At 58.3% G+C, this 20,549-nt stretch carries 16 protein-coding genes; 2 read left to right on the forward strand and 14 right to left on the reverse strand.

What is annotated here, in order from left to right; translation table 11 throughout:
* Nucleotide 1: 1 nt before the first annotated feature.
* The 9 genes from ACYZTM_RS00675 to ACYZTM_RS00715 form a co-directional block, all read right to left on the reverse strand.
* Nucleotides 2–1,351 carry an HlyD family type I secretion periplasmic adaptor subunit gene (locus tag ACYZTM_RS00675; RefSeq protein ID WP_131058561.1) on the reverse strand — a complete coding sequence of 450 codons (1,350 nt, stop codon included), beginning with the start codon at nucleotides 1,349–1,351 and terminating at the stop codon, nucleotides 2–4.
* On the reverse strand, nucleotides 1,348–3,135 hold the full coding sequence (locus tag ACYZTM_RS00680) for a type I secretion system permease/ATPase (protein WP_131058562.1): 1,788 nt from the start codon (nucleotides 3,133–3,135) through the stop codon (nucleotides 1,348–1,350). The genes ACYZTM_RS00675 and ACYZTM_RS00680 overlap by 4 nt, the downstream gene beginning before the upstream one ends.
* A 174-nt stretch (nucleotides 3,136–3,309) precedes the next feature.
* Complete coding sequence (locus ACYZTM_RS00685; protein ID WP_461989270.1) at nucleotides 3,310–3,735, reverse strand: AprI/Inh family metalloprotease inhibitor; 426 nt, start codon at nucleotides 3,733–3,735, stop codon at nucleotides 3,310–3,312.
* Between the two features lie 75 nt (nucleotides 3,736–3,810).
* Nucleotides 3,811–5,268: a serralysin family metalloprotease gene (locus ACYZTM_RS00690; RefSeq protein WP_131058563.1), complete on the reverse strand. Its 1,458-nt coding sequence runs from the start codon at nucleotides 5,266–5,268 to the stop codon at nucleotides 3,811–3,813.
* A 380-nt stretch (nucleotides 5,269–5,648) separates the two neighbouring features.
* A complete protein-coding gene (locus tag ACYZTM_RS00695; RefSeq protein WP_461986387.1) occupies nucleotides 5,649–6,095 on the reverse strand; it encodes a hypothetical protein in 447 nt (148 codons plus the stop codon).
* 71 nt (nucleotides 6,096–6,166) lie between these two features.
* On the reverse strand, nucleotides 6,167–7,252 hold the full coding sequence (locus tag ACYZTM_RS00700) for a polyamine ABC transporter substrate-binding protein (protein WP_131058565.1): 1,086 nt from the start codon (nucleotides 7,250–7,252) through the stop codon (nucleotides 6,167–6,169).
* A gap of 95 nt (nucleotides 7,253–7,347) precedes the next feature.
* Nucleotides 7,348–7,689: a cupin domain-containing protein gene (locus ACYZTM_RS00705; protein WP_131058566.1), complete on the reverse strand. Its 342-nt coding sequence runs from the start codon at nucleotides 7,687–7,689 to the stop codon at nucleotides 7,348–7,350.
* A 43-nt stretch (nucleotides 7,690–7,732) separates the two neighbouring features.
* Nucleotides 7,733–9,139, reverse strand: a complete 1,407-nt coding sequence (locus tag ACYZTM_RS00710; protein WP_461986390.1) for an NAD(P)/FAD-dependent oxidoreductase — start codon at nucleotides 9,137–9,139, stop codon at nucleotides 7,733–7,735.
* 50 nt (nucleotides 9,140–9,189) lie between these two features.
* Complete coding sequence (locus tag ACYZTM_RS00715; RefSeq protein ID WP_461989272.1) at nucleotides 9,190–10,005, reverse strand: helix-turn-helix domain-containing protein; 816 nt, start codon at nucleotides 10,003–10,005, stop codon at nucleotides 9,190–9,192.
* 261 nt (nucleotides 10,006–10,266) lie between these two features.
* On the opposite strand from ACYZTM_RS00715, the gene ACYZTM_RS00720 reads away from it, so the two are divergent.
* Nucleotides 10,267–10,542, forward strand: a complete 276-nt coding sequence (locus tag ACYZTM_RS00720; protein ID WP_109631085.1) for a DUF1652 domain-containing protein — start codon at nucleotides 10,267–10,269, stop codon at nucleotides 10,540–10,542.
* A 58-nt stretch (nucleotides 10,543–10,600) separates the two neighbouring features.
* On the opposite strand, the gene ACYZTM_RS00725 is transcribed toward ACYZTM_RS00720, so the two are convergent.
* A complete protein-coding gene (locus ACYZTM_RS00725; protein ID WP_461986392.1) occupies nucleotides 10,601–13,075 on the reverse strand; it encodes a UvrD-helicase domain-containing protein in 2,475 nt (824 codons plus the stop codon).
* A 280-nt stretch (nucleotides 13,076–13,355) separates the two neighbouring features.
* Between ACYZTM_RS00725 and ACYZTM_RS00730 the strand changes: the two genes are divergently transcribed.
* Nucleotides 13,356–14,051, forward strand: coding sequence for a pirin family protein (locus tag ACYZTM_RS00730; protein ID WP_461986394.1), 696 nt, complete (start codon nucleotides 13,356–13,358; stop codon nucleotides 14,049–14,051).
* Nucleotides 14,052–14,238: 187 nt separating this feature from the next.
* On the opposite strand, the gene pgm is transcribed toward ACYZTM_RS00730, so the two are convergent.
* From pgm to ACYZTM_RS00750, 4 genes are all read right to left on the reverse strand, one after another.
* Nucleotides 14,239–15,885, reverse strand: coding sequence for a phosphoglucomutase (alpha-D-glucose-1,6-bisphosphate-dependent) (pgm, locus tag ACYZTM_RS00735; protein WP_461986396.1), 1,647 nt, complete (start codon nucleotides 15,883–15,885; stop codon nucleotides 14,239–14,241).
* A 121-nt stretch (nucleotides 15,886–16,006) separates the two neighbouring features.
* On the reverse strand, nucleotides 16,007–17,407 hold the full coding sequence (locus ACYZTM_RS00740) for an aminotransferase-like domain-containing protein (protein WP_461986398.1): 1,401 nt from the start codon (nucleotides 17,405–17,407) through the stop codon (nucleotides 16,007–16,009).
* 67 nt (nucleotides 17,408–17,474) lie between these two features.
* Entirely contained in the window at nucleotides 17,475–18,953 is a 1,479-nt protein-coding gene (locus tag ACYZTM_RS00745; protein WP_461986400.1) for a hypothetical protein, read from the reverse strand.
* A gap of 558 nt (nucleotides 18,954–19,511) precedes the next feature.
* A complete protein-coding gene (locus tag ACYZTM_RS00750; RefSeq protein WP_131058575.1) occupies nucleotides 19,512–20,534 on the reverse strand; it encodes a zinc-dependent alcohol dehydrogenase family protein in 1,023 nt (340 codons plus the stop codon).
* Between the last annotated feature and the right edge of the window lie 15 nt (nucleotides 20,535–20,549).

Here is a 20,549-nt window from a genome sequence, read left to right on the forward strand (position 1 = left end):
CTTATTCCTCGGTCAATGCGGAGCCTGCCCGGTCGAGCAGCGGTTTGAACAAATAGTTGAGGAGTGAACGTTCACCGGTCCGCACGAACATTTCCGCCGGCATGCCGGGCTTGATCACCAGGCCGTTGAGTTTTTCCATCGCCTGGTCGCTGACGCTGCTGCGCAGCACGTAGTACGGCGCGCCGGTTTTCTCGTCGATCATCTGGTCGGCGGAGATCAGGCTGACTTCGCCGGGCACGCGCGGTGTACGGCTCTGGTTGAACGCCGTGAACAAAATGTCCACGGGCAAGTGGGTGCCGACCTTGTCGATCAGGTTGATCGGCAGGTGCCCTTCCACTTCCAGGCGAGTGCCTTGAGGCACGATCTCCAGCAAGGTTTCGCCCTGGCGGACCACCGCCCCTTCGGTGTGAACCCCAAGGTTGACCGCGATGCCGTCGGCGGTGGCGATGATTTCGCTGTGTTGCAGATCGAACCCGGCGGAGGTCAGTTGCTCTTCCAGCGTCACGCTTTTGAGTTGCGCGTCGGCCAGTTGCGTGCGGACTTCCTTCTGGTATTCCTCGATGTGCTGTTGCAGCTTCAGGCGCGACTCAAGAATGCCCTGTTCGACCCGGCCGCTTTCACCGCTGTTTTCCGCCAATTGCTGCTGCACCTGCGACAGTTGCCGCTGGAACTCCATCAAGCGGTTGCGCGGGATGTAGCCGTTGTCCGCCAGTGGCTGGAGATTACTCAGTTGTTGTTGGAGCGAACTGGCCTGAGCCGTCAGGTCCGTCCGCGCGCGGCGCATGCCCGCCAATTGCGCGCTGGCGCCTTCAATGCTGGCGCGCAAGCCGGCCTGCTCGCGGGAAAACGCTTCGCGGCGGCTGCTGAACAATTGCCGCTGGCCTTCGAGCACCAGCGCCAAGCGTGGGTCGGGATCGTTGCTCAGTTCAGCGGGGAAATTCACCTGCTTGAGGTTGTCCCGTTCACTCTGCCAGCGCGCCAGGCTGGCCCAGGCCATGCGGTATTGCGCTTGCAGCGATTGCACGTCGGCCGCGACCTGGGTCTGGTCGAGCTGGAACAACGGCTGGCCCTGCTTTACCACTTGACCCTCGCGCACCAGAATCCGGCTGACCACGCCGTTGCTCATCGATTGCACGGCTTTGCGCTTGCCGGAAACCACGACCGTGCCTTGCACCGGAATGCCTTGATCGAGTGGCGCCAGGCTGGCCCAGGTGAAGAAACTGCCGGCGCCGACGATCGCCAGAATCCAGCCCATGCGGGCGAAGAAACGCGCATCACGCTCGGGGCGTTCGGCGATGTAATCGTGCTCCATCGTCGCTTCGTTTTCAGTGTTCATGCGAGCGCTGCTCATACACCCGAATTCCTTGTCGTGGGCTGATACTGGCGACTCATGCTGAGCCCGCCCGGTGCTTGCGGCGTTTTTTCACGTTGCTGTTCCTGGGCGCCTGACGGGTTACCGGCAAGCGCCTTGAGCACTTCCTGGCTTGGGCCGAAAGCCTGCAAGCGACCGTCGTTGAGCACCAGCAATTTGTCGGCCTGGGCCAGCGCCGAGGAACGATGGGTCACCAGAATCACACTGGTGCCCTGGGCTTTCATGTGCGCGATGGCGCTGGCCAGCGCCGCTTCGCCCACGGTATCGAGGTTGGAATTGGGTTCATCCAGCACCACCAGGCTCGGGTTGCCGTACAGCGCGCGGGCCAATGCCACTCGTTGCTTCTGGCCGCCGGACAAGCCGCTGCCGTCCTCGCCCAGCACCGTGTCGTAGCCTTGCGGCATGCGCAGGATCAATTCATGGACGCCTGCCTGTTGCGCGGCTTCGACGACTTTTTGCGGGTCGGCCTCGCGAAACCGGGCGATGTTTTCGGCGATGCTGCCGCTGAACAATTCGATGTCCTGGGGCAGGTAACCGATGTACGGACCGAGGTCGTCGCGGTTCCAGCGATGGATGTCCGCGCCATCGAGCCGGACGGTGCCGCCGAGGGTTGGCCAGACGCCGACCAGCACCCGGGCCAGGGTCGACTTGCCGGAGCCGGAGGCGCCAAGCACGCCCAACACTTCGCCGGCACCCAGGCTGAAATTGACCAGGTGCAGGGTCGCCGCACGTTGCCCCGGTGGACCGGCGCTGACTTGTTCAAAGGTGATCTGGCCTTTCGGCGCCGGCAGCGTCATGGCCTCGTCACTTGGAGGAAAGGCTTGCAGCAGCGAATCCAGACGACGGTAAGCGAGCTTGGCGCCGCTCCACTGTTTCCAGACCGCGATCAACTGATCGATGGGGCTCAGGACCCGGCCCATCAGAATGGAACCGGCGATCATCATCCCGGCGGTCATGTCGCCCTTGATCACCATCAACGCGCCCAGCCCCAGGACCAGGGATTGCAGGCACAGACGCAAGGTTTTGCTCAGGGAACTGATGATGGCACCGGTGTCGCTGGCCTGATTCTGCAGGCCGAGGAAACGCGAATGCACCTGGAACCAGCGCTTGCGCAACACCCCGAGCATGCCCATCGCCTGAATGGTTTCGGCGTTGTGCAAGTGACTGGTGGCCAGTTGGCTGGACTTCTGGGAAAACCCGGCGGCTTCGCCCAAGGGTTTTTTGGTCATCGCCTCGTTGAGGCAAGCGAGGCCAATCAGCACCAATGCGCCCACGGTCGCAAACACGCCCAGCCAGACATTGAACAGGTAAATCACGAAAAGGTAGACCGGAAACCACGGCGCATCGAAGAACGCGAACAGCGCCGGACCGGTGACGAATTGGCGAATGTGGGTCAGGTCCCCGAGGGACTGCCCGGCGTTGCCCTCGCCCTTGAGCAGGTTGCGCTCGAACGCGGCCTGATACACCCGCAGGTTGAAACGGCGCTCCAGTTGGCTGCCGATGCGGATGACGATGAAGCTGCGCACAATCTCGAGCAAACCGATAAAGGCGAAAAATCCGACCACCATCAGCGACAACATGGCCAGGGTGGTTTCGTTTTGCGAAGACAGCACCCGGTCGTAGACCTGGAGCATGTAAATCGACGGGACCAGCATCAGCACGTTAATTAACGCAGTGAAACAACCGACGCTGATCAGGATGCTTTTATAGTCACCCAATGCCTTGAATAACGGTGCGGTGGCCGGGCTCTTTGCCATCTTCATGGGTTCTTCCTGAGGTGTTATTCCTCGTCATACCTGACGAAGTTTCCATTAACTGTCCGCGCAGAGGCGGATATAGGTTTGGCGCACTAGCGCTTACAAACCAATAACAACTTTTAATCTGGTTTGGTGCTTATAACGATAATGACCGTCACTCTTTTAGCCGCGGCCTGTTAATTACCGCTTCTGGCGCACAAGTGTTATGACCAGGGTGGATTTCAATGCGGCTTTATAAGAGCCATCACGCTGGCGGCTGAGAAACAGAATCTTCGAACCTTCGTTGCCGGTAATCGCAATGCCGTCCGGTTCCGGGAACCAACCGATAGCGGTTTCGCCGTTCAGCCAGGCGCTGAAGCAACTGGCGCCCTCACCCAGTGTTTGGGTTTGTTGAAAGTCGATGACGCATACATTGGACGGTTTGTCCTGCAACGCTTGAGACTCTGGCGAGTCGCCTTTGGCGCTCAGGGTCGCCTGCCATTTGCCGGCCAGTTCCGAGGGATCTGCTAATTTCAGGCTGCTCGCCATGGCTGTCTCTCCAAAAAAAATCATCAACGTCGCCAGGAACCACGCGGTTGTTCGGTGGGTAAAAGCGTTTTGAACCATCGCTTGTTTTACTCCGGCTTGCGGCCTTTGGCACAGAGGGCGGCGCATCGGCGCCACCCTCCTTGTCGCTTTACATCACGCAGCAATGTCCGAGAACGCCGCCTGGCCAACGGTGCTGACCAGGAAATCAGCCACGCCGTGCCCGGAGAAGTCCACCGACAACTGGCTGTTACCGCCAGAAGAGGTCAACACTGCATCGCCTGCCGCACCGGTGAACGAACTCACGAAGTGCAGGCCCGCGCCTTTGGTGATGGCGGTCAGGTCAATCTTGTCCAGGCCGCTGACAAAATCGAGGATCTGATCGGCTACACCCGGCTTGGAATCGCTGCTGGCCGCGAACACAAAGGTGTCCGAGCCAGTACCGCCCCACAGCTTGTCCGCACCGCCCGCGCCGAAGAGGATGTCGTTGCCGGCACCGCCCTTCAGTTCGTTCGATACGCTGTTACCGATCAACAGGTCATTGCCCGAACCGCCATTCGCGTTCTCGACAGTGACGCCTTTAGCAATGGACACGTTGCCCACCAAGCCGCCAACGTCGGAGAACGAGGCCTCATTGAGGTTGATCTTCTGGTTTTGGGTAAAACCGGAGAAGTCCAGCGTGTCCTTGCCACCCGCATCCCACACCGAGAACACAACCTTGTCCGACGACGAAGACGCGCTCAGGAAATCGCGACCGGCGTTGGAATTGAAACCGTAGGTGGTGTCTCCGGTGCGGGTGGTGGTATTGGCACCGTAGAGCTTCTGGATCGCTGCAATGTCGTCCAGCAGCGGGCCGGACGCATAGGCTTCGACGCCGGCCTTGCTGAAGTTCTGGTCGGTATTGCTTTCACTCCAGTAGCTCATGAGGCTGTAACCGCGGGTGTCTTCCGCGTAGGTCGCGTCATTGTAGGTCGGCGCGCCCTCACCGGCGTTGTAGTCGCCGGGGTGGGCCAGGCCCAGGCTGTGACCGATTTCGTGAGTCAGGGTTTGACGACCGTAGTTGTTCAGGTCCGGTGTCTTGTTTGGCGTGTAGCTGCTGTTGGTCAGGTACCAGGAAGTACCGTCATAACCAGCACCGGTGCCAGGCAGGTAGGCGAATGCCGCTGCGCCGTCCTGGCCGCCGCTGTAGTTGCCGAAGGTCATGTGACCGTCGCCGCCCGTGGCCTTATCGGTGAACGTGACTTTGGCCACATCGGCCCAGGATTGCATGGCGAGCACGGCCTGGGCTTTCTGTTGTGCGCTGAACTGACTGAAGCCGGTAATCCCGTGCTTGTTCATGGTGCTCGACGACGCCGAGGTCAGGAACGTGTAGGTGAGTTCGATTTTGCCGCTGCCGTCCTTGTCCTGGTAGGCAGCGCCGTCACGCAGCAATTGGGTCGCTGCCTCGTCGACGGAGAAGGAGGGTTTGCCATTGACCGTGAGATTGCCACCCCGGTCATACTGATGGCTGAAGCTGTCGATCTGGTTGTACGCAGAACTGGGCGCAGCCAATGCTTGCAATGGCGAAAAGGCCTGTTCGGCAAGATCAATAGCGTTATTTTTAACTTTCGACATAAACACACTTCCTTGTTTAGCAATGGAACAGTTTTTGTCTGATAGCGACAATCTCTGGCGAGATCGTCCTATCACTCGCCCAATGAAGGCGAAAGAAAGCTGACACAATTCGAAATCAAACGTCTACATTTTTTTTGACGTCAAATTGTGCAACTCCAGCAAGTACCCGAAAACAATGCCTGCGCTGTCGAAATATAGTTTCAAGTTGAGGGTTTCGGACTAATTGTCTGACAATTGCGTATTTAAATATTAAATAGAGGTAAGTTGTATTTTGTCGAAGGCGTCTCGTTTTTTCGGACTTATTAGTATGAGTGCCATTGGATTGACATCGCGCCGACCGGCTCGATGAACCGGTCGCCACGAACAGAGACTTTTCTTAATCATGAAATATCGAAGGTGACGATTACTGCATATCGGGATTGCGTAAGAGATTTCGTTTCGAAGACAAGACGTCCGCTTGCCGCGAGCGCTGGATAGCCATTGTTGAGCTGAACCGTGCCAATTGCGGCTTGCCAATACCACGTGCTGGGGTTGCCGCAGTCATATTTGAGGTAGGTAAGGAGCTTCACCGCAGCGTGATCGAACTCATATTTACCGCTGTCTTCATTTTTTGTATTAAAGGTAACCGCAATGCCCACGTCTTTACCCGGGGACTCGGGATCCTTGAATATCCCGTATATGCGCAGGGTACCGTGCTGATGATCAAGGAAAACCGCTTCGGTCGTGAACTGGAATTCCGTACCGCTTGGCGTCTGGAATCGACGCCAATAACGCTCGCATTTAGCAAGAAAACCGGAAGGCTTTAACCTGTCAGAAATGACAGGCATGAACAACCTGCCTCTCATGATGAAATGTCAGGAGCCAGACGCCACGATGCCATCCAGCGCGGATTTTGCTGTCAACTCCCCGTCCGAATCTTGTTCCAGACCCGCGTCCGAATCCTGTCAATATTCAGCGGCATCGCCTCCAGCGCGAACAGCTTGCCCATCATTTCCGGGCTTGGATAAACCTTCGTGTCGTTCTTTATGGCCGGGTCAATCAAGCTGTCAGCTTGTTGGTTGCCGTTGGCGTAGTGCACGTAGTTGCTGATGCTGGCCATGACGTCCGGGCGCAGCAGGTAGTTCATGAAGGCGTAGCCGGCCTTTTCGTCCGGGGCGTCGGCGGGCATGGCGACCATGTCGAACCAGATCGCGGCGCCTTCCTTGGGAATGGCATAACCGATGTCGACACCGTTCTTGGCTTCTTTGGCACGGGTCTCGGCTTGCAGGATGTCGCCAGAGAAGCCGACGGCCACGCAGATGTCGCCGTTGGCCAGGTCGCTGGTGTATTTGGACGAATGGAAATAGCTCACGTACGGCCGGACTTTCATCAGCAGCGCTTCAGCCTTTTTGTAGTCTTCCGGGTTCTTGCTGTGATGCGGCAGCCCCAGGTAGTTCAGCGCGGCTGGCAGCAGTTCGGGGCCGTTGTCGAGGATGGCGACGCCGCACTTTTGCAGTTTTGCCATGTTCTCGGGCTTGAAGATCAAGTCCCAGGAATCCACTGGCGCGTTGTCGCCGAGTACAGCTTTGACCTTGGCGATGTTGTAGCCGATGCCGGTGCTGCCCCACAGGTACGGGAAACCGTGCTCGTTGCCCGGATCGTTGGTCTGCAACGCGGTGAGCAACACCGGATTGAGGTTCTTCCAGTTCGGCAACTGGCTCTTGTCGAGCTTCTTCAGCGCCCCACCCTGAATCTGCCGCGCCATGAAATGGTTGGACGGGAATACCACGTCGTAACCGGATTTGCCGGTCATCAACTTGCCATCGAGGGTTTCGTTGCTGTCGTAGACGTCGTAGCTGAAGGCGATGCCGGTTTCTTTCTGGAAGTTTTTGGTGGTGTCCGGGGCGATGTAGTCCGACCAGTTGTAGATCTTGACGGTCTCGGCCGCGTGGCTGAGGGACGCGATGAGCGCAAGGGGTGCCAGGGTGAATGTCTTTCGGATCATGAGTCGATTCCTGTATGCGGTTGGTGCTTTTTATTGGAGGGCTGGCAGGCAATCAAAGGATCAAAAATCAAAAATCAAAAATCAAAAATCAAAAATCAAAAAATCAAAACGTAGGTTTTGCGCACGGTTTCCTGGATGTCCCAGATGCCGAGGCTATTGGCCGGCAACATCAGTGCATCGCCGGCTTCGATGTAGAGTGTTTCACCGACGTCCGGGGTGAAGGTGCAGCGGCCCTGGATGAAGTGACAAAATTCCTGCGCAACGATCTGCCGGCGCCAGCGGCCGGGCGTGCATTCCCAGACGCCGGTTTCGACGCCATCGTCGCGCTCGACGCTGGTGGTCGAAGCCACCGCCACCGGCGTTCCCAGCGGCACGGCGACGGGGTTCGACTCCTCCAGTTCCAATGCTGCGGTGTTCTTGAATTGCGTGATGCCCATGGGAGTACCTGTCGATTGAGCCAATAGATGAAGAGCGCGCCGTTTACTGCATGAAACCTTCCATGAACCCCGCCACCTTGCTCGCCAGTTTGCGGCGCCAGGGGGCCGTGGCCGGGTTGGCGAGGGTCTGGTCTTCGTGGACGAAGCTGCGGATGATCGCGTTGTAACCGAGCCAGCGGCAGGGCTCCGGCTCCCAGGCCCTGAGCCTGTCGAGACCGCCCTGGGGCATGACCCAAGGCTGGCGAACCAATTCGGTATCGCGCTCGAGAATCAGATCAGCCAGGGTTCTGCCGCCCAGATTGCTGGCACCCACGCCCTCCCCGCCATAACCACCGGACAAGGCAATACCGCTGGCCTGATCGCAAATCATGTGTGGCTTGAAGTGGCGGGACATGCCGAGATTGCCGCCCCACGCGTGGGTAATCCGCACATTCTTGAGTTGCGGGAAGAGTTCCCCGAACAAATAACGCCGCAATTCCACTTCGCTGGTGGTCAAGTCAAAGTCATGGCGCAACTTGCCGGCAAACTGATAGCCGCCCCGGGCGCCGAATACCAGGCGGTTGTCCGCCGTGCGCTGGCCGTAGGTGACCTGCCGGCTGCTTTCGCTGAACGCCTGGCCGCGGCTCAGGCCGATTTCATCCCAGGTCGCGGCAGACAGCGGTTCAGTGGCCACGATCAGGCTTTGTACCGGTAACTGATAGCGGCCGAGTGGCGGCAGAGTGACTGAGTAACCCTCTACCGCCGGCACGATCCAGCGGCTGCGAACCTGAGACTTGGCAGTGCGCAAACTCCCCGACTGCCACTGAGTGACGGCGCTGTTTTCATAGATATTGACCCCCATGCGCTCCACCGTCCTGGCCAGTCCTCGCACCAACTTTGCCGGGTGGATGGTCGCGACGTGCGGTGCATAGATACCGCCATAAGGCTTCGCAACTCTGATCTGTTGCGCCAACTGCTCGGGGCTGAGCCAGCGATAATCGCTTTCGGTCAGGCCTTGGCTGTAGAGCTTGTCGAGGTAGCTCCGCAGACTGGCTTCCTGCTCGGGATAGCGCGCGGCGCAATACAGCACGCCGCCTTTGCGGTAATCGCAGTCGATGCCCTCACGTTCGATGACAATCTCTACTTCATCAGGAATGCTGTGCAGAAGATCGAAGGATTCGCGGCGTTGGTCCGCCGGCAAACCGGCCAATAAACGGTCTTCGCCCAACAGGTTGCCCATCAGCCAGCCGCCGTTACGGCCCGAAGCGCCAAAACCGGCGGTTTGCGCTTCAATGATGGCGATGTCCAGGCCTGGCGCCAGGCGCTTGAGGTAATACGCGGTCCAGAGCCCGGTGTATCCCGCGCCGATGATGGCGACATCGACGTCCAGGTCGTGTTCCAGCGCCGGGCGCGGCAACAGGGGCTCGTCGAGTTGATCCATCCACAAACTGATAGTGCGCCACGCCGACATGCAAGACTCCGCCACTCAAACTTCGTTGGCGTCGATCCTAGTGCGTGGGCTCAGGGACTGTCGTGCGCGCGTGCACGCAAAGAAATTTGTTTGACGTAAGCCTTGGGCGATAGCCCCGTGTGCTGGCGGAAACAGCTGTAGAACGCCGATAACGAATTGAAACCGGCGGCAAACGCCAGTTCATCAATGCGCAACGGTGGCGTGGCGGCTTCCAGAGCCGCGAGTAAATGCTGCAGTCGAGCCTGGTTCACGTAGCGATAGAAACTCTGGCCCAACACTTGATTCAGCAGATAGGAAATCTGATTGCGGCTGTACCCGCACTCCTTCGCCACCCGTTGCAGGTCGAGTTCGGGGTCCAGATAGGGCTGCTGACACTGGAAGTACTGTTGCAGGTCTTGCGCCATGAAACTGAGCTGCCGTGGTGAAAGCCCGAGACGGCTGACGGCCGGGCGCAGGTTCGTGGCAGTGCTCGTTTGCGGTTGTTCGCGCACCAGGGACGCATATTCGTTGACACGCCAGATCAACCCGTCGCGCACCGTGATCGCCTCACTGGAACGGAACGACACCAGCCCTTCGCCGCCGCGCAACGTCATCTGGTACTGGATGAACGCGGTATTGCCGTCCAGGCGTATGCGATCCGAATGCTCCAGCGCTTCGTCCGGGTTACGCGGCATGCTGCCGCGTACGTATTCGCGCAACTCGTCCAGGCCCATGACCCGGTTCTGGAAAAAATCGTTGTACTGGATGTCCGGGTGATACAGCGCCATGACCCCGTCCAGATCCCGGTGTTTCCAGCACAGGTGGTAACGCATGACCGTCTCGCCCGTGGCCTGGGTTTGCAGGGGGCCATCATCATCGGCGCGCATAAAGGACTCGGCAAAAAAATCGAGCTTGCCCAAGTTCGGCCACGGCTTCAATGACCAGAACGAATCGGCGCAACGCCGAGCGAGGCCCGGCAAGTGATCCACATCAAAAAAACGCAAGCAATCGCCAAACGGACTGAAAAAAATCACATGGTTTTCACATCTGGATGCTACTTTTAAAAGCAGTCACCGGTTGAGCCATTGAAGGCTCTTCCCTCCTAACATGAGCTAAAGGAAGCGCTCGATGAAGAAGGCGGGCAACACATGAATAAAGGGTCTTTCAGTAAAGTTACGTTTCCAAACGCCTGCCAGCTGATGCGCTGGCATTTTCATCCCATGGGATTCGAGGCGAGCATGGACGCACCGGGCAGCATGATTGCCCGCCTGTTTGACCGCGCCAGTGGCGAGACCATGATCGCCATTGCAGGCATTCCTTGCGCTACCGTGATGAATGCTGCGGACGTAGAACGAATAATCGAAGCCGTGGAAGACGAACTTGAGTCTTTCATTCCTCCAGTGGCCCTCAAGAGTTATGCCTGAAGGCCAACCGCCCCACAAAAAAGCCCACATCCTGTGGGCTTTTTTGTGGGGCTCGGGTTCAAGCCAGTTTCTGACCCTGGCGGTGATCGGCGAAAAACGGCTTGTCCTTGCCAATCCGGTCAGAAGCCTTGGGCATGTTCGCAGCCTGAGTGTCCTGCCCCTCGACATACCAATAGCAATGACTCACCGCCCGAGTGATGCCGACGTAAGCCAGTCGCAGGATTTCGTCTTTCTGCGCGTTGTCGTACGGCTCGTTGTCGCCCGACTTGCCAAGTCCGGCCATCCGATAGACCTGGTTCTTGTAAGGAGAACTGGTCAGGTGCTGGCAATCACCGAGCAAAAACACCGCGTCAGCTTGCAGGCCTTTGGCGCTGTGATAGGTCAGTTGTTTGATCCGGCGCGCTTCGTACGGCAGGCTAGAATCTACATTAACTACAGATTGAATATGCTGTTCTATCAATAACTTATCGCTGCTTTTTCGATACAGCATCAAGATTGAATCGCCCTGTCTGTAATGCTGGATCAAACGCTGAGCCATTCCTTGATCGTCCCTATCCATGACGTTCACCGGCAACAGTGCCTTGGGTTCACCGCTGGCCTTGGCCTTCTTTCCTGCGATCGATGGTGCTGCGCGGACGATATGCTCGGCAGCATCAATAATGTGCTGATGACTTCGATAGTTGTCGCTGAGCATCACCTTCGTCGTGCTCGGAGACGGGAATTCCTTGTTGAACTCCATGAAGTACGACGGGGAACTGCCGCGCCAGCCATAAATCGACTGCCAGTCATCGCCGACGCAGAGCAAGGATGACCGTTGCGCGCCACGCCCCACGTGCATTCCCGGGCCGCGACTGCGGATCTCGGCCAGGCTGGCACGAATCCAGGAGACAATCTGCGGCGATACGTCCTGAAATTCGTCGATCATCAGATGAGACAAAGGCCTCAGCAGTTCATCGCCCAGCAATTTCAGGTTTTCCGGGGAATGCTCGCTGAACAAGGCAAACATCCGGTTATAGGTCATTACCGGTGGTTTTTGGTCAAGCAAGTGATCTTCCAGGGCGCGCCAGAACAGGCTCAAGGCCTCGAAGAAAAACCGGTCCGGGTCATCCTTGGCGAAACTCATCTGACCGACAGCATTCGGCACATCCAGGCCCAGGTTTTCGATAAACCCGGCGGCAGCCACAAAACAGTCCAGCAAGGGAGCCGACCCCAGCTCTCCTTTGACCTTGTAATCGAAGCCAGGCCCGGCACTGGCATCGCCCGCCAAGGAGGCCAATACACGCTTGGATGACTCGTAACTATCTAACCATATCAATGGTTTACGACAGAAAGCTTGAAACAGGGTGCGCTTGACAGCCCATTCCGCGCGAACGGTTAACTTGGCATTTGGGCGGCTGACTTGCGGACTTTCCCGAGGATCAAATCCCAGCACCACCCAGGCGTCCAGCGTCGGAATGTAGCCGTGACAATGGAAGGTCGCACCATTGATGTCGAAGGACTGCCGATTGGGCTCGATGCCTTTGATCGGCCAGGCGCCGGCGCGAAACCACAGATCTTCAACAGTGTCGCAGAGCTCTTCGTCACGTTTGGCCGCCAACTCGGTCACTGCCATGCGCTTCTGCACGTCGGGGTGATCGCGCTCCAACTCCTTGAGCTGCAAAGCGTGACGGGACAACGGCTTGATCAGCTCGCGAAAACGCTCATCGCGGGTGTGCAGGCTGTGAAAACAGGCATTGAGTTGCTGACGCTGGGCGTCGTTGATGCGCAGGTCGAAGGGATTGCTGTCGACCTCCTCATCGCCGTTCTGCGCGCGATTGCTGAGGTTTTCGAACGCTTGCAGACGCTCGAAGCCCGGCAGACTGCGAACCATTGGCAAAATTCGGGAGTGGAAGGTGCGCACCAGGTCCCGTGCCTCTTTGAGGCTCAGCGCACGGCCCCACATTGCAAATAACTCGATCAGCTTATTAATGAAGTCTTTGCGCGACTCGCGGGTGAAGGTCACCACGGTCATCGAACTCAGCTCGAACCCCAGGTAATGGGTCAGCAGCAAGATGCGCAGTACCAGAGTCGTCGATTTGCCCGCCCCGGCCCCGGCAATCACTGACGTCGAAGGCGTGTCGCTGAAAATCATCTTCCACTGGGCAGCGCTGGGCTGGGCGTGCGGTGGCAGCAGTCGGGCGACATCGGCTTTTATGCGCTTCTTCAACTCGGCACTCAATGGCAGGCGCCAATCGTCGAACAAGTTGTCGTCAACGTTAGGTGGCCGGTGCTCGGTTGAGCGCGAATCGCGGATCAACAAAACCTGCCGACCTTCTTCCAACCCCTCGGCTTTCCCTTCCTTATAGCCGTAATCGACCCCGGCACTGTGACCACTGCGAAAACCGTCGGCTTGCCCGTGCAGCCACGACGCACGGTGTTGCGCGCGCAGTCGGGTAAGGCCATGACCGAAGAACCGGGCGGCCAGGCGCTTGAGCAATGGCATCTCGGCCAGGGGACGAAGTTCGGGAGGAAGATCGGGGGTGTGTTGCGGCACTCGGACTGACTCCAGGGTGTGAGGCTGTTGAGGGCTATGGTGTCCGTATTTGCCGTTGAGTTCTAGTGAAATGCTTACAGGTCATTGGCTTATACGATGAAGTGAAGGCTAGATGAGAACGTTTCGAGGTTATTTAATATCAACTAATTCGATTGTATTGAGGCGTTTTTTACGCTTTTTATCGATTGGTGCCTGATAGATGATGCCCGCCATCAACCACCGGTTCTCGTTTCGTGGCCCAGGCGCTCTGCCCCATGACGAACCTTTTCAGGAGACGATCATGCTTGAACTCAGACCTTTCAACTCTCTGGGCGGTGCCCACCATGGCTGGTTGGATGCCCATCACCACTTTTCGTTCGCCGAGTACCACGACCCGAAACGCATGAATTGGGGCAACCTGCGAGTCTGGAACGACGACGTGATTGCCTCGGGCACCGGTTTCCCGAAACACCCGCACCGGGACATGGAAATCATCACCTACGTTCGTGAAGGTGCAATTACCCACGAAGACAACCTTGGCAACAAGGGTCGCACCGAAGCGGGCGATGTTCAGGTCATGAGCGCTGGTACCGGGATCGCCCACAGCGAACACAACCTGGAAGCGGGCGAAACCAGGATCTTCCAGATCTGGATCATTCCGAACGAGTCCGGTCTGGCACCTTCCTGGGGCGCCAAGCCTTTCCCGAAAGGCCAGCGCGAAGGTTTCGTGACCTTGGCCAGCGGCAAGACGGGGGACGATCAAAGCCTGCGCATCCGTGCCGATGCACGACTGGTGGCGGCGAACCTGAAGGCTGGTGAGTCCGCCGAATATCGCCTGGACAGTGGCCGTCGCGCGTACCTGGTTCCGGCCACCGGTGTCATTAAAGTCAATGGCCTGCGTGCACACGCTCGAGACGGTGTGGCAGTGGCTGATGAGCAGGTGTTGCGGGTGACTGCGGTTGAGGACAGTGAGATCGTATTGGTGGATCTGGCTTGATGCAGTAAACGCAGGGGAAAAAAAGGGGCGACCGTTAATGGTCGCCCCTTTTTTACACCCAAATTTTAGTGGGTTGTGCTGGCCCCTTCGCGGGCAAGCCTCGCTCCTACAAGATATGCGTCGGTCACAATTATGTGCTCAACGCGGATCCTGTAGGAGCGAGGCTTGCCCGCGAAGGGGCCGTCACTTACTTGGCAGAAATCGCGCCATCCACCAAAGTTTGAGCCTCTGCCACCAACTGCTTGAGGTGTTCATCGCTGACGAAACTCTCGGCGTAGATCTTGTAGATATCCTCGGTGCCCGAAGGCCGTGCCGCGAACCAGCCGTTCTCGGTCATGACTTTCAAACCACCAATGGCCTGGTCGTTGCCCGGTGCATGGCTGAGGATGCTCTGGATCGCTTCGCCGGCCAGTTCGGTCGAGGTGACCTGGTCCGGTGACAACTTGCTCAGCAAGGCTTTCTGTTCAGGATTGGCCTTGGCGTCAACGCGTACCGAGAACGGTTCGCCGAGTTCATCGGTCAACGCACGGTAGACCTGGCTCGGATCGCGACCAGTGCGTGCGGTCATTTCTGCGGCCAGCAGTGCCGGAATCAAGCCATCCTTGTCGGTGCTCCAGACGCCACCGTCCTTGCGCAGGAACGAGGCACCGGCGCTTTCTTCGCCGCCAAAGCCCAGAGAACCGTCGAACAGACCGTCAGCAAACCATTTGAAGCCGACCGGCACTTCGTACAGGCGACGACCCAGCCGCTTGGCCACACGATCGATCATGCCGCTGCTGACCACGGTTTTGCCCACGGCAGCGTCGGCGCGCCACTGCGGACGGTTCTGGAACAGGTAGTCGATAGACACGGCGAGGTAGCTGTTCGGTGCCAACAATCCACCGGACGGGGTCACGATGCCATGGCGATCGTGATCCGGGTCGCAGCCGAACGCTACGTCAAAGCGATCTTTCAGACCGATCAGGCCTTGCATGGCATGGCTCGACGATGGGTCCATGCGGATTTGCCCGTCCCAGTCGACCGTCATGAAACGGAACGTCGGATCGACCTGTTTGTTGACCACTTCCAGGTCCAGACGGTAATGCTCGGCAATCGCCGACCAGTAGCGCACCCCTGCTCCGCCCAGCGGATCGACACCCAGACGCAGCTTGGCGTCACGGATGGCGTCGAAGTCGATCACGTTGATCAGGTCGGCGACATAGGTATTGAGGTAATCGTGACGATGGGTCGTGCTGGCCTTCAGCGCCTGCTCGTAGCTGATGCGTTTGACGCCGGCCAGCTTGTTGCCCAGCAACTCATTGGCCTTGGCCTCGATCCACTTGGTGATGTGGGTATCGGCCGGGCCACCGTTGGTGGGGTTGTATTTGTAGCCACCGCTTTGCGGCGGGTTGTGCGATGGGGTGATGACGATACCGTCCGCCAGGCCCGAAGTTCGGCCACGGTTGTAGCAAAGAATCGCGTGGGAAATCGCCGGGGTCGGCGTGTATTCGTCACCCTCGGCGATCATGACGGTGACGCCGTTCGCTGCCAGCACTTCCAGGGCGCTGGCGCCGGCCGGAGTGGACAGCGCGTGCGTATCGATGCCGACAAACAGTGGGCCGTCGATGCCCTGTGCTTCGCGGTACAGGCAGATCGCCTGGCTGATCGCCAGAACATGCCATTCGTTGAAACTCAGGTCGAACGAGCTGCCTCGGTGTCCGGACGTGCCGAAGGCGACGCGCTGGGTAGAGATGGCGGCATCAGGCTGGCCGGTGTAATAGGCCGTTACCAGTCGCGGGATGTCGACCAACAGTTCTGCCGGTGCCGGTTTGCCCGCAAAAGGACTGAGTGTCATGCAAAACCTCTGGAATAGAGTGGTTCAGGAATAGGAACGCAGTTTACTGGCAGTTTGACCGCAGCGCGACGTTATCGATCCCGAGCGAAATGTTATCAATCTCCAGAGTCCCCGGCCCTGCTCAATCGATTGATTCCAGTCGCAACGCATCCCCCAATAAACCCATGGCCGCCGCGAGATCGTGGTCGCCGCCGAAGGTATGACTCAGGCGCAGGTGTTGCGCGTGTAACCCCTGAAGGCTGAACAGCTCTCCTGGCGCGATCACCACATGGTGTCTGAGCAGGCGATGGAACACCCGGCGTACATCGACCTGGCGCAATGACCGGGCCCAGATCGTCGCACCGCCCAAGGGTTCGACGAAGTGCAAGGCATCGCCCAGACGCTCCTGCAACAGCTGAGTCATGTGCACTTTGCGATCCCTGAGCAGCCGTCGCAAGACCACCAGGTGCTGATCGATTCGCCCGTTGCTGTACAGCCGTGCGATGGCTTTCTGGCGAATCGGCGACAACCGGAACGAACGCAACAGGAAATGCCGCTGCAGTTCGACGCTCAGTTGCCGCGAGAGCAGATAGCCATAGGGCGCCTCCGGCCCGATGGATTTTTCAAAGGTGGAAAAAACAATCAGTCGATCCGGGTTCAGCAGATCGCGAAACCGCACGCCGTCTGGCTCGAATTCGAGTTCGCCGTAGCAGTCGTTCTCCAACACCCAACTGCCATGACGTTCCAGTAGCTGAGAGGTTGACTGCCTGTTGCTCTGGGAAGCCATACTTCCGCGCGGCATATTGAGACCGGATGAAAGCATGACCAGTCGCACCGGCTCGGTCTCCAGCAGTTGCGTCAGTTGCTCAAGGTCCAGGCTGCCATTGGCTTGCAAGGGCAGCTCGATGACGTGGACGTCAGCGTCCTGGAGCAAGCGCAGAATCGTCCAGTCGCAGGGCGATTCGACGACAACCTTGGCGTCTTTGAGACAAAGCACCGCGATCAGTATCTCCAGCACCCCACGCAAATCGGCGCCAATATAGACATCATCGGCGTGCCAGCAGCGTGACGGAGAGGAGGTATAGCGCGCGGCCAGGGCGGCGCGCAGCTCCAGTTCGCCGCAAGGTTGTGAAGTCGGTTGCGGCTGGCGCGGATACTGACGCAGCAGTTCTCTTTCCAGTAGCAGCAACGGACTGTCCAGGGGCTGTAACAACGCCGGCTCATCCGCGCTCAACACCAGCATTCCTGGACGCCTGGCATTCACATAGACCGTCTCGAGCAGGTCATTGCCGCTGCTGAGCGGGCGAATGGACGACACGGGCAGCGCGTAGTAACCGGATTTGGCGACCGAATACACCCGACCTTCCTTTTCCAGCAGCGAGTAGGCGTACTGGATAGTGGAAATCGACACACTCAGACGGTCCGCCAACTGGCGCAACGAAGGAAGACGGACTCGCGTGTCGCTGACCGGCTCGTTGATGAGGTTGGTCAGGTAACGGTACACCGCCTGATATGCGAAGTCGGTTTCGCGTGGGCCCTTCATGGACAATGACCGAATACGCTACGCACGGCGCGGCGTTTGGGGGTGAACGCAGTAAAACCGGGCACTTTCAACGACCCATTGACCGTTCGCCATTCGCGGCGGCACCCGCGTCGATGTCCGACGCTTGCATTCCCGCATCATCGATTGCCGTGCCAGGTTCCTCGCCCCTGGCCACCGGCCCCATGCGGTAAAGCGTGCCGATCAAACTGACGGGTAACCCGCTGACGTCGACCATCCATTGCAGAACTTGCTCGGGCGCCGGGTTGCCCTGCATCGCTCGGTGCAGGTCAGGCAACGCCACGAGCATCCCGGGATGGCACTGGCGTAGAAAACGCTCAAGCGAGGCGCCGTTCTCGACGAAGGGTGCAAACAACAAGCACACCAGTTGAGCCTCGCTCAAACCGAGGTGCTTCTGGGCCTCGGCCGTCACCAATGCACGCTGATCGGACATTGGCGACGGCATGCCGAACGCCTCCATTGCCTGCTCGCAAAAGCGCTCGGGAATCTGTTTGCGACGCATCATGACCAAGGCTCGCTGCACGTATTCGGCAACGCCCGCTTCATACGTGCGGCCATGAACAAAACAGGCTTCCAGCCCCCGAACGTGCGCGAAAATCGAAAGGCTGACGAATTCGTTATCGCTGAGCTGAGCCGCCAGTTCGTCAGGTTTAAACCCGAGAAACTCGGTGAGCAGTGGCCAGCGATCTTCCAGGTTGCTGACCAGCATGTCGTGAATATCGATGAAGGTCGTGCGCCGACACGCCTCAAAACATTCGGCCGGGCGCCACTCGGCCTGTGTATGTTCAGGATAAAACTCGCGGTAGCAATCACTGCCCAGTTCATCCAGTCGTGCGAACAGCGCCTCGTAACCGGATTCAGGGTAACTCGACGCCTTGAGACCAGCCTTTCGAGCCGCACGGTTCAACCCATCCATGAACTGCTTTTGCTGACGAGGGGTATCGCTGCTGACCAACGCATCGACGCCCCGCTCCCAACGGGAGATTTGCCCATAAAACTCGCCGGCTGCCAGGTACCCGTCATCCCATAGGTCGAGCGGTCCGTTCCAGGCTCGACGGTGGCCAACCATCAATAGATTCAGGCGATTCGACTCGCGACCGGCTTCGGAAACCGGCGTCAGGTGGCTGAACGGCAGGACTTCCCGGTTATCGACCATCACCACTTCGACCCGAGGATCGTCGTAGAGAAACAACGCACTGCAACTGTGATGGATGTTTTCAAGGGCCGTCGCGCTTGCCCCGTTCGTGCGCAAGGTCGCCACTCGCAGCTGGAACGTCGCAGGCGCCCGACCGGCGATGCTCAATTGCGCGGCACGCAGCAGCGCAAGCGTGTAGCAACTGTCGCGGCTTCCTGACTGGATCGCCAACACCTTGTATTCGCCGATACGCTCCATGCCACCCGCGGCGACCACCAGGCGCTGAATCATCAGCTGCAATGCGGTGCGCTCGGCGCGTGAGAAAAAACTCAGCAAACGCTGCAGTACTTGCTGATAAACATAGTTCATTGCCTGCTCATGGGTATGGGTCATCATTGTTTACCTGTTACGCATAGGTTCGATGTCACGCAAACAACTGTATGCATTGCGCAAACGGCCGCCTGTCATGATTAAAGTGTTGTGCTTGATTTCAAATGCTAACACTTAGTTTTTGGTAATTATTTGAAATGAATCGAGCTTACTTGTGATCCCGCCAATGCGCGATCGCTGCAAAGCCCCGCAGAGCGGGCGTCTTGCGACCATCCGCGAGATCCTAGGAAATATCCGACAGCGTCCCACAGACATGTAGCACGAGAAATAAAGAAAGAAGTCGTCTTTAGTTTTTCGGCAATTGATCGATAACGCACTATTTGTTGAGTTTGTATTGCCGGAGCGCGATGAACAGTATCTATCCGATACCCAGCCATAGCTCATTCCTTGAGATGAAAGTAATCATTCAATTATCGTGGCTTACATAATGATTAGAAGATACAGATTGAGAGCAAAAACCAGTTCAGTTGCTGAACTGACCCATCGCAGGTGGACGGGACGTCTCGGATTTTCGGAGGGGGAATGAAAAAGTCCGTGCAAGCACGGACTGTTCCAGGGGTATCAGGCCGGTTCGACCTGGAGGGCGACCCGTTCGCGACACGGGCATTCGTCCATGTAACGGTGCGCCTCGACAAACTCGGAAAACGGGAAGACCCGAGTCTTGAGCGGCAGCAGCACGCGGTCAGCGGTCAGCTGGTTGATGTCACGCAAGGCACGTTGCAGTGCGACCTGGTCCTGAATGATGCCCAGTTCCGGCTTGCCGGTGAAGTTGCCGATACAGTGAACGAAAAACTGAATGTTCTTCTGGAACGCTGCGCAGGCCGGGAACGGCGTCTGGTTACCGCCTTGCAGGCCGTACAACACCAGGCTGCCACGAGGCGCGAGCACATCACCAAGCAGCGACATCTGCGGGCCGCCAAGGCCATCGAACACCACGTCCACGCCGCGGTTGTCGGTGATCTTGTTGATCTGCATCAGCAGATCCTGCTCTTCAGTGACGATGACTTTCTCGGCGCCGAGGGACAGCAGATATTCGCGCTCCTCCGACGTCTTGGTCGCGGCAATGACCCGAATACCCAGCGCCTTGCCCAGTTGCACAAAGGATGGACCGGCACAGTGGCTCGCGTCGGTCACCAAGGCAAATTGCCCGGGTTTGACCCGTGCCAAATCGACATAAGCGAAGTAGGCGATCAACAGTGGCGTGTAGTGCACGCTGGCTTCAATCGGGCTGAGCACGTCCGGATAACGGGTCAGTGCCGAGCGCGGCAAAACAATCTGCTCGCCGTAGACCGGATAGTCGTTGGGGCTTTCAGCCGGGAAGCTGGCGACCTTGTCACCGACTGCCAGGTCATCGACACCCTCGCCGACCGCCGTTACGACGCCGGACATTTCATGGCCAAGGCCAGAAGGCAGACGAGCGTGTGATGAGGCCAGATTCTGGCGCCAGAGAATGTCGTACCAGCTGATGCCAATCGCCTCGACGCGCACCTGCACTTCGCCCGGTGCAGGGAGAGCGGCCGCATGCTCTTCGCATTTGAGCACCTCGGCTGGACCAAACTTGTGAAAACGAATCGTGCGGGACATCGCAAACCTCGTCAA

Source organism: Pseudomonas sp. MDT2-39-1, assembly GCF_054898085.1.